The sequence below is a fragment of the Faecalibacter sp. genome, assembly GCF_057177045.1.
In genome coordinates this window covers 1,039,415-1,054,542 of the sequence record NZ_CM169987.1, presented here as the reverse complement: position 1 = coordinate 1,054,542, position 15,128 = coordinate 1,039,415, and the positions used below count along the sequence as shown (strand labels likewise).

8 protein-coding genes are annotated in these 15,128 nt (G+C 32.9%); 2 read left to right on the top strand and 6 right to left on the bottom strand.

From position 1 onward, the window contains the following. From AC1QSP_RS04835 to AC1QSP_RS04810, 6 genes are all read right to left on the bottom strand, one after another. Positions 1–2,985, bottom strand: a complete 2,985-nt coding sequence (locus AC1QSP_RS04835) for an exodeoxyribonuclease V subunit gamma (protein WP_484080025.1) — start codon at positions 2,983–2,985, stop codon at positions 1–3. Beyond that, the gene (gene recD, locus AC1QSP_RS04830) at positions 2,986–4,767 is read right to left on the bottom strand and encodes an exodeoxyribonuclease V subunit alpha (protein ID WP_484080024.1); all 1,782 of its coding nucleotides are present in this window, start codon (positions 4,765–4,767) and stop codon (positions 2,986–2,988) included. Positions 4,768–4,819: 52 nt separating this feature from the next. Beyond that, positions 4,820–5,602 carry a hypothetical protein gene (locus tag AC1QSP_RS04825; protein WP_484080023.1) on the bottom strand — a complete coding sequence of 261 codons (783 nt, stop codon included), beginning with the start codon at positions 5,600–5,602 and terminating at the stop codon, positions 4,820–4,822. A gap of 67 nt (positions 5,603–5,669) precedes the next feature. Beyond that, positions 5,670–6,272, bottom strand: coding sequence for a hypothetical protein (locus tag AC1QSP_RS04820; protein ID WP_484080022.1), 603 nt, complete (start codon positions 6,270–6,272; stop codon positions 5,670–5,672). After that, positions 6,265–6,969 carry a hypothetical protein gene (locus AC1QSP_RS04815; RefSeq protein WP_484080021.1) on the bottom strand — a complete coding sequence of 235 codons (705 nt, stop codon included), beginning with the start codon at positions 6,967–6,969 and terminating at the stop codon, positions 6,265–6,267. Before AC1QSP_RS04815 ends, AC1QSP_RS04820 begins: the two co-directional genes overlap by 8 nt. A gap of 2,081 nt (positions 6,970–9,050) precedes the next feature. After that, the gene (locus tag AC1QSP_RS04810; RefSeq protein WP_484080386.1) at positions 9,051–9,248 is read right to left on the bottom strand and encodes a cold-shock protein; all 198 of its coding nucleotides are present in this window, start codon (positions 9,246–9,248) and stop codon (positions 9,051–9,053) included. A gap of 3,098 nt (positions 9,249–12,346) precedes the next feature. Between AC1QSP_RS04810 and sbnA the strand changes: the two genes are divergently transcribed. Together sbnA and AC1QSP_RS04800 are read left to right on the top strand one after the other, a co-directional pair. After that, positions 12,347–13,333: a 2,3-diaminopropionate biosynthesis protein SbnA gene (gene sbnA, locus AC1QSP_RS04805; protein ID WP_484080020.1), complete on the top strand. Its 987-nt coding sequence runs from the start codon at positions 12,347–12,349 to the stop codon at positions 13,331–13,333. After that, on the top strand, positions 13,309–15,123 hold the full coding sequence (locus tag AC1QSP_RS04800; protein WP_484080019.1) for an FAD/NAD(P)-binding protein: 1,815 nt from the start codon (positions 13,309–13,311) through the stop codon (positions 15,121–15,123). The genes sbnA and AC1QSP_RS04800 overlap by 25 nt, the downstream gene beginning before the upstream one ends. The last annotated feature ends 5 nt before the right edge of the window (positions 15,124–15,128 follow it).

Below are 15,128 nucleotides of genomic sequence, written 5' to 3'. Positions count from 1 at the left end.
TTAGGCGTTCATTAGGTTAAAAATTAGGTTATGATTCTGAATAAAGCGTTGAGTTAGTGCTTCATTCTCTTCAAAAATGGGTTTACCGATGGTCTGTGCTACATACTCACTTAAATAGCTATCGTTATCCAAATTAGATTTAAGCGTTTCAAAATCTTCTATTTCTTCCAATTTAAATGGCATATAAAATGGATTCAATTCTTCCGATAAATAATGTTTCAATAGATCTTCAATCGATATGATTTCGTTCACAATTGCTTTATTAAATGGATCAATTTCAACGGTTTTATCTGTTTTATAAATCAAAGAAGATTTCTCTTGATCTAAATCCAATAGGATGGACTTGATTAACCATTCCAATTTGTATTTATTCTTATTGGTTGAAAGAATAGGGAAAATCAATTCCTCATCGTAAAGATTGATTTTACCTTTGATGGTGTATGTCGTTGCATCCCATTTTATCTTGTATTCTACTTCCTTTTCTTGAATAGTTTTGCCTTTCGTTTTCTCGTAAAACGTTTGGACGACTTCCTCGTATTTATTCATCGCTTGATCGGCGTAATAAACTCCTAATTGATTCAATGGCAACTTGCCTTGTAACTTGAATTGGCGTAGCTCTTGTAATTTCTCTTCAAGAGATAAGTCAAAATAATTTTTAGGATGGCTAATGAAATGGTCTCGAATTGCCCAATCTATTAATGCATCGGTTTCTAAAATTTCATGATTCGATAGCTCATTGCTTTTCTCGTTGATATAAATCCCTAATTTTTTGTTGTAAAAATGTTTGAACGAATCTTTGAAGAAATCAATGAAGTTCTTCATTGGGATTACAACTTCTTTCGGATGCTCTTTAGACACAGGTTCTAATGTTTCCAGTCCTTCTAATATTGTTTTACTTAATGAATGATGTTGAGTATAACTGTATAGTGCATTATGATCTTGGTTGTATTTTGTACTGAATCCATGCAAAGGATGATGCGTCACTATTAATTGGTTGTTGGTTAAATCCATCAATTGCTCCAATACAATACTTGGAGGTAATTCTTTATTGTTCTTTGGCGAATATGAATTGTAACTTAATAACAACAGTTCTTTGGTTTGCAAGATGATTTGCAAAAAGTTGTATTTGTCTTTTTCTTTTCTTGAATTGGCTTTATGCTCTGCATGGTGTTGTAACAAATCAAACGATAACGCTTGATCATGACTTGGATAATTGTTATAATTTAATCCTAAAACGGCTGAAACTGTTGAAGGAATTACTTGTGTATTTTTCAATTCGGTAAAGGTAATCCCATTGGTATTTGGTCGAACCACGGATGGAATTTCAGCAAAATAACCTTTCAACATCGATAACCACGTCCTGAAAGCCAATTGTTCATTGTTTTGGTTTTGCAATTGGTTGATGAACCCTAAAAAGTTAGTGATGTAGGGATCAGCTTCAACTTGTAAAAATGTTTCAATGAATTGATGGGTCGTATCTATCCATTGTTGAATATTTTGTTCTTGATCAAAAATCATTTTGAATTCCATTAATTTTCGGACAAAATATTCTAAAGCCATCAATTGATTGTATCCAGCACCTTCGGTCGCATCAATTAATTCGTGGGTTTGATTGTAGGTTTCATCCCCAATTAAACTACCTAAAATCAAACGTTCTAAACCTTTTTTCCAAGAAATTAAATCCAATTCAATTGACGAATCCCCTTCGTAACCGTAGCGGATATTGGCGATTGAAATCCAGTGACGGATGGCATCAAAATCACTAAAACCAAATTTTTGAGCAACGTTCGGCATTTGAATGATGCCCATTAATTCTTCAGGATTTAGTTTGTCTAAATCGTATTTTAAAAGTGCTTCTAAGGCATGTAATGATGTATTTTGCTGATAGGTATATTCCCCGAAAATACGGTATGGAATTTTAGCTTCTTCGTTCGAGAAAAAGTAATGAATCGCAGGAATATACTGTTTGATGTCATTGCAATATACTGTGATCTCTCTTGATTGATGCTCTTTGTTTTGTTCAAATCGTTTGACCAAATGATTAAATAACCCTTCGACCTCGCGGTATGGCGTATAATGCCCATCAATCTTCAAGGTTTGATCTGGAATAAACGCTGTGTTTTTTCCCTTGAGCAAATTTTGAATTTGAGTTAGTGCAGTTGAAGAATCATCCATCATTTCCTCCATTTCTATAAAATAGGGTTGAGGTAAATGGGCTTCAATAATTTGTTGATTCCCTTTCCATAACGTGGCTAAATGGTTAGCGTCAGCATTTTTAGGTGTTGCTAATTGATGGATATTCACCTGAATTCCATGGCTTAAATGATTTAAAATATCCAACTGTGCCACAGAAAGCGTTTCTGTTCGAACGACATGTACTGTGGGGATTTTAGTTTTTAGATCCTTTAAATCTGATGATTTAATTTGCGCATAAATTTCAAACTCATCGTATAGGTTTGCATTTATTATTTTCGCTCTTACAATTTTCCATAAAGCCAATTGCCATTTTTCATCATTTGAATCTTCTTCATTAAAATTCAACACCTCTTTTTCCCAATTCATCACAATCGAAGGTTGAAACTTGATATAATTTGAAAATAACCCATACATCTTCTGCGCTAATCCAAAACGTTTTGAGGCATTGTTTTGATAATAATTGGTCACTTTAGGAAAAGCGTTTTTATCCAGTTCATCTAATGCATCAAAAATAAATGATGTCGTCTGCGTAGGAGAGATGTAGCTCGATGTAAATGTATCGGGCTTGATGGTATGGAAAATCAGTTGCGCAAAGTCATTCCAATGCTTGAAGCTTAAATTTGCTGCAATACCATTGGCGTCTGCTAATTGCTCTTTGATGTAATTTTGTGTAATGCTGTTTGCGCCAACGATGAATTCCGGCTGAAAAATGGATTGTGTACTATTTTTAATATCAAGGGCTAATTGTGCGATTAACGATTGATACGAAGGGCTGTGATAAATTTTCATTTAGTTTTGGTTTAGGCGTTCAACAATTCCAGAAACACGATTGATTTTACGATTGATTCCATCCGTTAAAACTTGATCAGTCGCATGAACAATGATTTCTTTTTTTGCACGAGTGATTCCTGTGTAAATCAATTCTTTGGTTAAAATTTTACTTTCATTTTGAGGTAAAACCATTAAGACGTGATTAAACTCTGAACCTTGGGATTTATGGATCGTCATGGCATAAACGGTTTCGAGATCGTTCAATAATGCGGCGGCAACTTCTTTAATTTCATTATCCATTAAGAAATAGGCTTTTGGAATCCCATTTTCCACGCGAATAATCCCAATATCACCATTGTACAATTCCAATTCGGGTGTGTTTTTCGTAATTAAAATTGGACGATTGTGGTATAAAACCTGATCTGTACGAATTAATTTCTTACTTTTTAAAGCGGTTTCGATCAATGCATTGTAGTGATAAACACCGTATTTCCCATTTCGAACGGCACATAAAACACGTACATTATTTAACTTTTCTAATGCAATTTTTATATCAGCTTCATTGATGTAATCTTCGTAAAGCCCGATCATACGATTCAAATCGATTTCGTCATAATTTGAATGGATTGCTGCAAAATCATTTGCAGTCGTTTGATGATCTCCTTGTTTAAATTTTAAAACCCCATCTAAATCTTCCTCTAAAACTGCAGCACTTAATAATCCGATTTGACTATCCGAAGTAAAACGTCTGCTGATTTCTAAACCTGTTATTTTACCGGTCAATGGATTTTTGGGATTAGAATTCAAGTATTGCATATTTATGGGATACGTCGATAATTTTTGATTCACTAAATCGATAAATTCTTTCGAAAATTGGTTTACCGTTTTATATTCGTTAGATTTTATACTCTCGCATAAATCCTTTAACAACGAACCTGCTTCAATAGAAGATAATTGATTTTGATCGCCAAGAATAATCACTCTTGTTCTATTTTCATCAATGGCTTCCATTAATTTTGTAAACAAAGGCACATCAATCATCGAAGCTTCATCCACAATAATGACATCATAATCCAATGGATTACTAGTATTGTGTTTGAAATGGTGTGAGTTAGGAATATATCCTAGCAAACGATGAATGGTTGATGAAATGGGAGGGGTGATTTTATCCATCAACAACTTTTGATAGATTCCATTCGCACTTAACGTTTCTTTCATACGTGCAGCGGCTTTTCCGGTTTGTGCCGTCATTGCAATTTTCAAATCAGGTTGTTCTTGCTGAATGATGTATAAAAGTTTAGCGATAGTCGTTGTTTTCCCTGTTCCTGGACCGCCCGTTAAGATTGAAAATTGCTGAATATATCCATTGATTGCCCCCACAAATTGCCAATCCACAGGATTTGGTTGTAAGGAAATAGTTTCTAAATCTTGATCATAAAGAGAGGCATCAATTGTTAATTTTTCAATCAATTGATAACGTTCTGTCTGTTTGTCATCACTTATTTTTTGAAAACGTTGAATCGTTTCTAAAAATCTACTTTCGTAGTTGAAATATTTATAGCAATAAAATTTATTGTTTTGAATGATAAACGGTTTAATGTCTGATGGATCATTTGAAACCAATGGAGATGACATTACACGATTTGAATCCATAGGATATGGTTTTAAATCATCAATGGAATGTATTGTATCAATATCAAAACAGATGTTTCCATCCTGTAAGGATTTATGGGCCCAATAGGCAAAAGGGTATAGGGTATCGTCTTCCCAATAGGAAGCGAATTGTTGGTGAATATTCATCGTTTTTAAAGTAAAGTTTAGCGTGGGTTAATTTAGTAAAAAATCTTATAACCTATATTGTGATATTTTTCTTGTTTTTCTTGAATTTGGAAAGGATGATGGTTCTTTTATACTCGTCATTGAAGAAATCTAACCATTCATAGCAAGGCCAGACCGAATCGCTAAATATACTCAGTGCACGTTCCAATACCAATGGAGGCATTGGAATTTTATTTTCTAAAGCATTTTGTTGAATGGACTGAAACAAGCGGGCGTTGGGATTGGTAAACTCTGTCCAATTATCTCCTATGCCTTCTGCTGTATCAATTAATACAACGCCTTTCGGGTTGATTTTATTTTGACGGTATAAAATTTCAAATGTGATGGCCGCTTCACCAGCAATGTGTAACAATGAGATTTGTTTATATTTTGGAGGATTCACTACCGTATTTTCTTGGGATTCGTCCCATTCGAATACCGACCATAGGGCAAAGGGTTGCACCATTTCTCCCTTGAAACGTTGGTGGATAAAATCCATTTTCAAACGTTTTTTTTCATGGGGTGTCAAAGTCAATTCCGGTTGATCCCCTGATGGATTAAGTTCGTGCATGTCAATTTCTTTTGAACCGATCAATTGGTATCCTGGTGGAATTAAATCATTCTTCAAGGCGTTATACAATTGGTCTTTGCTCATTGAATAATCCACATGAACAAAACTTTTACTGAACTTGTGCATAAGCTTAATTGCCGTTCCGTCAATTCCCGATGCGGGATAGAAGATACTGTTATTTAAGATCTCTAGTACATCAAATTTTAATGGGAAGTTTTCTGCAGTGGCTTGTTGGAAAGGATTCATTGTATTCTATTTGGAATTAGGATGAATGAAAGAGGTATAAACCATGTTTATACCTCTTGAGCTTATTTTAAATGTATTCTTGAATTGGAGTTGTTACTCGATAGGTCGAATGAACTTTTTCGATCCAGTCTTCGATGGTCTTTTCGTAGGTGGTTTTCATTGTTTTCGCCGTTTCAATAAAATTATCCACGATGAGATCATAATGAAGATCTTCCTGTTTTTCGCATTCTCCCATACCCATCATATCATTTAACGTGATTTTCGTCTCCTCTACCATTTCATTTAATAAACGGAGTTCGTGTTTAATTTTACGCGGTTTATTTTCCAAAAATGCAGTTTTAATTCGGTCTTCCATCTCACGCAATGCTGGAGTAATGGTTTTTATCATCAGGTCTCGAACCAAATACCTTAGTATTTCCAAATCTTCGATGACATGATTGATGGGTGGAATAAACTCTTCGCTATAGGAATTAGTAATCTCATGATCAAAGCAATCGGCTTCATAATTGATGTACTCTTCCATATCGATTAGGGGATAGTCTACATCATCGATTTTGCCTTCTGCTTCATAATCTTTGAAATAAGGTGCATTGGTGTAAAAATTGTCAAATAAAAATTGATAATAATCGACAGCATGAGTTAAGTGGAGCATTGGATAGTGATTAAGCATTTGTTGGTTGTTTTTCTAGGGTTATATGATTTTTTAATATTTCTTGGAACAATTCCATTTCTTCTTCGCAATATGTTGCCATATAATGGGCTAAGTTGTTCACATATTTTTTGACCATTTCTTCATGATTATCCAAAAGGTTCTTTTGTTGGTAAACAATGATATCATGTAAAGGACTATCGGATTCAAATTGCTTCAATTCTTCTTTTAGGAAATCCAGAACTTTGACTGTTTGCGAAAGTTGTTGATCAATTTTTTTCAAGTATTCGCTTAGTTGGTAATGGTTTTCTTCCAAGTAATGATTCAAAATTTCTTTTTTTGATTCATTTAAAATTTGACGGAAATCATCCAGCATTAAATCGTGAAGCACACTTTTTAAAAAGTTAGCTTGCAATTGGCAATCATTTTCTTCCTTGTTGGTATAGAAGTCTTCATTGATTTTTTTGCTGACGTCTAAATCTTGAAATTGGTAAAGGATTGGAAAATATTGCCATCTGTTTTCGGCATAATACTTACTATAAAACTGAAGGCAGTATTCTCTCATATTTTTTCGACTTCCGAAAATGCTGAATTTTTCGCCATACATTAGATCCTTCGCAGGTTTATATGGAGAATTGAAAAGATATTCTTCGTTGATGATTTCAGTCAAGTAATAGATGTAGAAATCCGCAGGATTTTTGATTTTAAGCATATTCATAGTTGAGCGATTTTATATTTCGTTTTCAAATATAGCCTAGATGTATGCAGTTTATTTACACACATTTTTTTAGTGCTATTTTTTTTATTGATTTAGTTTGTTGTTTTTCAACAAGACAAAATTAGGGTCTAACTCGGCAAAGAATTTTCCAGGTTGGTAAAAGGACTATTGGATAGGAGGAATGGAGATTGTAATGTGAATAATTAATTTTGCTTAACGCTTAACGCTTAACGCTTAACGCTTAACGCTTAACGCTTAACGCTCAACGGTTAAAGGTTTTGAGTGATGAGTGATGAATTTTGAAATTTTAATTTTGTTCTAAAATCTAACATCATGGGTTTTCATCAAGGAAAAAAGAACGAGAAACATTTTTTTATTTGATCAAGAGAAACAATAATACGACTAAATTTCGTCTAATTTCTCGATACAAAAATCAAAGATTTTCACTCGAAATGACGAAATTCTATTTTGGGATGAGAAGCTGAAAACAGTTCAGCTTGACTGGAAGAGTTTGTAAATAAACGATGAATTTAAATCTAAATATCTCACTACCGTCACTTCGAGTGAATTTTCGAAATGCAATGTAGAAAATTTGTATCGAGAAGTAAGATGTTAACAGAAATAAAATATTGCCTGAAAATCGCAGACGTTAAAAAAATAAATTGAAGAAGAGATTTGAATGAATTACCGAGCGATAGCGAGCGATTTAATACATTCCTCTGAATCAATTTATTTTTAGTCGAAGATTTTAGCAATGTCTTTTTTGGTTCGTTTTTTTGACGAAAAAAATGAACATAATTTTTTTTATTGCTAATCTTGGAAAGCGTGGATTACTTGTATTGAGCATGCCGAAGTATTGTTTCTTTTTTTCATGAAGCAAAAAAGTAATATAAAGTTATTTGAAATGATTTCGGTTGTACCTAAGTTCTCAGAATTATACTGAAAGCATTAATTTTTCCACAAGCGTAGAATGACAAGACCAGTTATAAAAAAAATAATTAAAGAAAATACGTAAAACTTAAAACGTATAACCTACAACTTCATGGTTTTCTACAATGAAAAAAGAACGAGAAACATTGGTTTATTTGATCAAGGGAAACAATAATACAATTAAATTTCGTCTAATTTCTCGATACAAAAATCAAAGATTTTCACTCGAAATGACGAAATTCTATTTTTGGATGAGAAGCTGAAACAAGTTAGTTCAGCTTGACTGGAAGAGTTTGTAACTAAACGATGAATTTAAATCTAAATATCTCACTACCGTCACTTCGAGTGATTTTCGTTGCTTCAGCATAAGAAAATTGTATTGATAAATTAGACGTTAATAGGAATAAAAATATTGCCTGAAAATCGCAGACGTTAAAAAAAAAAATTGAAGAAGAGATTTGAATGAATTACCGAGCGATAGCGAGCGATTTAATACATTCCTCTGAATCAATTTATTTTTAGTCGAAGATTTTAGCAATGTCTTTTTTGGTTCGTTTTTTTGACGAAAAAAATGAACATAATTTTTTTTATTGCTAATCTTGGAAAGCGTTGATTACTTGTATTGAGCATGCCGAAGTATTGTTTCTTTTCTTAATGAAGCAAAAAAGTAAAATAAAGTTATTTGAAATGATTTCGGTTGTACCGAAGTTCTCAGAATTATACTGACAGCTTTAATTTTTCCACTAGCTCAGAATGCCAAGACCAGTTATAAAAAAATAATTAAAGAAAATACGTAAAACTTAAAACGTATAACCTACAACTTCATGAGTTCTTATCAAGGAAAAAGTGATGAATATAGAAGTATCTATTAGATCTTTCGAATCATTTTTCGATACAAAAATCATTTATTTCATTCTTAGACAAGGACAGAATTCAAGACCAGGTCCATAACAAAACCATTGAAAATAATAGGTAAACTTAAATAAGGGGGAAAAATCTTCGAATATATTCCTATGAGAGGATGAATGATTGAAGTCAATCATAAGAGTGGGAGAACAGAATATATTCGGAGATGATCAAAAAAAGAATGAATTATTCTTTCAATTGATCATGTGTAAAAGCTTGATGCTTTAAATTTGAGGGAGTTCCGTTTAATGTTGTGTATCGATTAATCGAACATTCACAGCATTTAAACCATTATGGCCATTTTCAATTTCAAAAATCACTTTATCATTTGGTCTCACATGATCTTTTAATTCACTGATGTGTACAAAAATATCTTTCTTACCTGTCGTGATAAATCCGAAACGTTTTGTTTTATTGAAAAACTTCACTCGACCTTCTTGCAAATCATTTTTAGGAAATAAATTCTTGTGATTTAATACCGTGAAATAATCCGTGATTTTTAAGGTTAACTTTTTAAGGTAGTTCTTAATCACAGGCTGAATTTGAAGGATCCAACCGTTGGCATTGGTTTGAATTAAATATTCTTCTAAAGTCATGTTTAATGGTGTTGTAAATTCTTTTGTTTTATTCATAAATTAAATTTTGGTTAATAATATTGTTTTGAAATTCATGTATAACAAATGGTATACGACATGAAATCCGTTTAAAACTTCTTTTTGAAAATAAATAAGTACTATTGAAAAGGAGAAGAAAATCCTAATCGATTAGGATTGAAATTTCAATTATATCACATTTTGTGATGAATGAAGTAACTTTTATTTATGCAAATATACAATAAATATTTAATGTAAGCACTATTAATAAAAAGTTACTTGATTTATTAAAAGATTAAAATGGTGAATTTTGTTTAACGCTTAACGCTTAATGGTTGTGAGTGATGAATTTTGAAATTTTACTTTTGTTCTAAAATCTAAAATCTAACAATTATAGAAAATACGTAAAACTTAAAACGTATAACCTACAACTTCATGGGTTTTCATCAATGAAAAAAGAATGAGAAACATTGGTTTATTTGATCAAGGTTAACAGTAATACAATTAAATTTCGTATCATTTCTCGATACAAAAATCAAAGATTTTCACTCGAAATGACGAAATTCTATTTTAAGATGTGCAGGATGAGAAGCTGAAACAAGTTAGTTCAGCTTGACTGGAAGAGTTTGTAAATAAACGATGAATTTAAATCTAAATATCTCACTACCGTCACTTCGAGTGATTTTCGTTGCCTTCGCAAAAGAAAATTGTATCGAGAAGTAAGACGTTAATAGAAATAAAAATATTGCCTGAAAATCGCAGACGTTAAAAAAATAAATTGAAGAAGAGATTTGAATGAATTACCGAGCGATAGCGAGCGATTTAATACATTCCTCTGAATCAATTTATTTTTAGTCGAAGATTTTAGCAATGTCTTTTTTGGTTCGTTTTTTTGACGAAAAAAATGAACATAATTTTTTTTATTGCTAATCTTGGAAAGCGTTGATTACTTGTATTGAGCATGCCGAAGTATTGTTTCTTTTCTTAATGAAGCAAAAAAGTAAAATAAAGTTATTTGAAATGATTTCGGTTGTACCGAAGTTCTCAGAATTATACTGACAGCTTTAATTTTTCCACTAGCTCAGAATGCCAAGACCAGTTATAAAAAAATAATTAAAGAAAATACGTAAAACTTAAAACGTATAACCTACAACTTCATGGGGTTTCATCAATGAAAAAAGAATGAGAAACATTGGTTTATTTGATCAAGGGAAACAATAATACAATTAAATTTCGTATCATTTCTCGATACAAAAATCAAAGATTTTCACTCGAAATGACGAAATTCTATTTTGGGATGAGAAGCTGAAACAAGTTCAGCTTGACTGGTAGAGTTTGTAAATAAACGATGAATTTAAATCTAAATATCTCACTACCGTCACTTCGAGTGATTTTCGTTGCTTCAGCATAAGAAAATTGTATCGATAAATTAGAGGTTAATAGAAATAAAAATATTGCCTGAAAATCGCAGACGTTAAGAAAATAAATTGAAGAAGAGATTAGAATGAATTACCGAGCGATAGCGAGAGATTTAATACATTCCTCTGAATCAATTTATTTTTAGTCGAAGATTTTAGCAATGTCTTTTTTGGTTCGTTTTTTTGACGAAAAAAATGAACATAATTTTTTAATTGCTAATCTTGGAAAGCGTGGATTACTTGTATTGAGCATGCCGAAGTATTGTTTCTTTTTTTCATGAAGCAAAAAAGTAATATAAAGTTATTTGAAATGATTTCGGTTGTACCTAAGTTCTCAGAATTATACTGAAAGCATTAATTTTTCCACAAGCGTAGAATGACAAGACCAGTTATAAAAAAAAATAATTAAAGAAAATACGTAAAACTTAAAACGTATAACCTACAACTTCATGGTTTTCTACAATGAAAAAAGAACGAGAAACATTGGATTATTTGATCAAGGGAAACAATAATACAACTAAATTTCGTATCATTTCTCGATACAAAAATTAAAGATATTTACTCGAAATGACGAAATTTTATTTTGCGATAAGAAGCTGAAAACAGTTCCGCTTGACTGGTAGAGTTTGTATATAAACGATGAACTTAAATCCAAATATCTCACTTCCGTCACTTCGAGTGATTTTCGTTGCTTCAGCATAAGAAAATTGTATCGAGAAGTAAGACGTTTGATCTAATTTCTCATTATTATAGTTATTATTCTTCAACAGCATCAGAGTATTAATATAAAAATCCCTTTTAAAATTTCAAAAGGGATTACCTAACTAACTTAAACCTAATCTGCAATGAAGCCTATGTAGATTTCTCTGCGAGCAAAGATAAAATAAAAAGTATTTATCAATAGTGGTATTGTGTTATTCTTAATGAGTATATTTTACGGGTTTTGGATCGAAAACGACTCATATTGAATAAAATAGTGGTTTTGGATTTGGATATATCAAATACTTTATTATGAATTGTTGCTTTTTCGAACAATTTTGGAAAAAGTTTATTTTATGAGAAGATAGGGGGGATTTAATCGGATCGAATCGTTTATTACAGAAAAAGGTTTGAATGGAGCAATAATGGATTGGTTTTATATGATTGTAAATGTTTAATAAATGTATAAGATGTTGAAATAAAAATTTTTGTGTAATTTAAATTTATTTAATAATTTAGTTCTAAACCTATAGCAGAGCTATTCATTCTTTATTGTGATGTACATTAAAGTGTAATGCTACGATTTATCAACCTAGACCAATTGTAAAATTGGTCTTTTTTTATGTCTAAATATAGCGGTGATCAACTTCCTACAATTTCCATGCGCTTTTAGCGATGTGTTTAAAAATTAATTCGTTATATTTAAAATAATCAATTCAAATTGATGAAAAAATACGCTTTTCAGGAATTTATTTTCTATAGTTAGAAAAGTAAGCAAGTGAACCGATGATATCATCTAGCACTTGAAACCACCTAAACTAAAATGAGAACATGAATAATCAAGAGAACGTAGGGATTTTATCCTGTATAGGGAATACACCTTTAATTGAACTGGTCCGTCTATTTCATTCCTCAACCATTCGATTATACGGGAAGATGGAAATGTTTAATCCTGGCGGAAGTATCAAAGACCGCACAGCATATCATATCATAAAGAATGCTTTAAAACAGGGGAATCTAAAAGAAAATAGTACGGTCATTGAATCCACTTCTGGAAATATGGGCATTGGATTAGCCCGAATTTGTCATTTTTTGGGTTTGAAATTGATTTTAGTCACCGATCCTCATATCAATACGATGTGTGTTACGATTTTAAAAGCATTTAAAGCACAGATAATCACCGTTGATCAACATGATGGTAAAGGTGGTTATTTGAATACTCGATTGGAAAAAGTGCAGCAATTGTTAACAGAAATTCCAGATAGTTTTTGGCCGAATCAGTATCATAATATGGACAATCCCTTAGTACATGAGCAAACCTTTGTAGAGATTGTTCAATCGCTAGGGAAAAATCCCGATTATATCTTTGTGTCTACCAGTACATGTGGAACGTTACGCGGTTTAGCAGATGCCATCGAAAAGTACAAGGCTCCAACCAAAATGATTGCTGTAGATGCCAAAGGAAGTGTCATTTTTGGAGATGAACCTCAAAAACGGATTATTCCAGGAATGGGTGCAAGTCGAAAATCGACTTTTGTACAAATGAATCAAGTGCATCAAGTGGTCCACATATCAGATCAAGAAACCGTAGAAGGCTGTCATCAATTGTTAAATGCAGAAAGCATTTTAGCAGGAGGGTCATCAGGTGCATTGGTTAAAGCCCTTGAAAAGACGATTTCCTCTTTACCTGAAGAAGCCCTTGTGGTTGCAATTTTCCCTGATAATGGCGAACGATATTTGCAAACCATTTATTCAGAGGATTGGGTTCATCAACATTTTAAAATGATAAAGCAATGGTTTGGAAAACAGAAGATTTGAATCCGATGGCTTTGCAAATTCCGATGGATGTAAAAAAATATGTACATCATTCGAGACAGGATTTGGACTCAACGTTATCTGCCCATGTGATTGGTATAGTTGGGGGAGGACCAAAAGGAATGTATCTTGTTGAAGAGTTATTTCGACAACTCCGTTCCGAAGAACAAATTCCTCCGATTGAAATTTTTTGGTGGAATGAAACCTCAAATTTTGGGAGTGGTCCCAATTATGATCCCGAACAGCCAGATTATTTGTTGATCAATTATTGCATTGGACATGTGGATGCATGGGATCAAAATTCTAGTGCCTCTTCCGACCAATTAAATTTGATGCAATGGTTGGAAAAATTTCAAGTTCATTCACAAACGGTGCGACCTACAGATTATGCTTCTCGTGCAGTTGTAGGACTCTATTTGCAAGATACACTTTTGAAAATATTGGCTCAAAAGCCTCCGCAGGTCAAGATCACCCTCTTGGATGAAGAAGTACAGAATGTACATCGGATTTCCAACAATCGGTTGAAAATAGAATCTCTTCACCATAGCCTAGAAGTTGATCATTTAATGATGGCAACAGGTCATTGTTATCAGAATGCACCTTTGGTTAAATTGGATAAAGATACGCTTCCATCAACTTATTTTTCCTCCGCTTATCCTTTGGATCAATTGAATGGTATTCCACCCAAAGAAAAAGTTGGAATTATCGGTTGGGGTTTAACGTTTATTGATGTTGCATTGGCCTTAACAGAAGGTAAAGGTGGACGATTTGATGGTCACGGTAATTATCAGCCCAGTGGAAACGAACCTGTTTTATTGCCTTTTTCAAGAAATCAAATCCCTATTATGCCCCGAGGTCCTATCTATGGGGAACAAACCTATGCATTGCAATTATTAACTGAAGAATGGTGGACTGCGTTCATAGAAAAATCGAAAAACGAACCCATCGATTTTAGTCAAGAAATAGTACCAAAATTGGAGCAAGAAATTCAATTCGCTTATTATAGCACACTGCTACAACAGCGCGATAAGAAAATCGTCACAGCATACATTCAAGATTTACCAGAATCGGAACGTTTTTCTATGAATCACCTCTTATTTCCAAAACTTCCGGTGAAAACTTCGGTTCAAGAGGCTTACATTGAATACATCACCTTTTTTATCGAAGAAGCGGAAAAAGGAGAATTAAAAAGTCCTCTCATGGCCGCCGCTGCAGTGTGGCGGGAAGCATCGCCATACATTGCACAAGTGTATGCTTTTGGTGGATTTACAGGAGCATCTCAACGTGATTTGGATCAAGAGCTTTTTGGAGCATTTTGTCGTACGAGCTATGGGCCACCGATAGCGAACATGAAGAAAATATTGGCGTTGATTAAAGCGAATGTGATTCAAATGATTTCTACAGAATCATTATCCATCGCACATTTTCCAAGAGAGAATAAATTTCAATTAAAAGCTACGAAGCAACGAGAAATGGTGGATTATATCATTGATGCCCGTATCGCTCGTCCCAATTTAATGCAACATAATTCGAGGATTTATCAGCAAATGTATACTCATAATTTGGTCCAAGCATTCGACAATGAGGGCTATCTTCCGGGGGTGATATCCATGCAATCTACTGGTAAAATTAAGCACCCTGAGGATTGGTCCATTTATTTATATGGGAGCAATACGGAAGGAATCCTTTTCGATAATGATTCTTTATCCCGAAAGAAAAATAATTTGGCTCCATCCATTATTTCAACAATCATTCATCAGATGAAAACAAAACCTTTTCATTTCATTCCTTAAAAACA

Excerpts from the sequence above, each read along its gene's own strand:
- AC1QSP_RS04835 (WP_484080025.1), bottom strand. The coding sequence starts at position 2,985 with ATGAAAATTTATCACAGCCCTTCGTATCAATCGTTAATCGCACAATTA.
- recD (WP_484080024.1), bottom strand. The coding sequence starts at position 4,767 with ATGAATATTCACCAACAATTCGCTTCCTATTGGGAAGACGATACCCTA.
- AC1QSP_RS04825 (WP_484080023.1), bottom strand. The coding sequence starts at position 5,602 with ATGAATCCTTTCCAACAAGCCACTGCAGAAAACTTCCCATTAAAATTT.
- AC1QSP_RS04820 (WP_484080022.1), bottom strand. The coding sequence starts at position 6,272 with ATGCTTAATCACTATCCAATGCTCCACTTAACTCATGCTGTCGATTAT.
- AC1QSP_RS04815 (WP_484080021.1), bottom strand. The coding sequence starts at position 6,969 with ATGAATATGCTTAAAATCAAAAATCCTGCGGATTTCTACATCTATTAC.
- sbnA (WP_484080020.1), top strand. The coding sequence starts at position 12,347 with ATGAATAATCAAGAGAACGTAGGGATTTTATCCTGTATAGGGAATACA.
- AC1QSP_RS04800 (WP_484080019.1), top strand. The coding sequence starts at position 13,309 with ATGGTTTGGAAAACAGAAGATTTGAATCCGATGGCTTTGCAAATTCCG.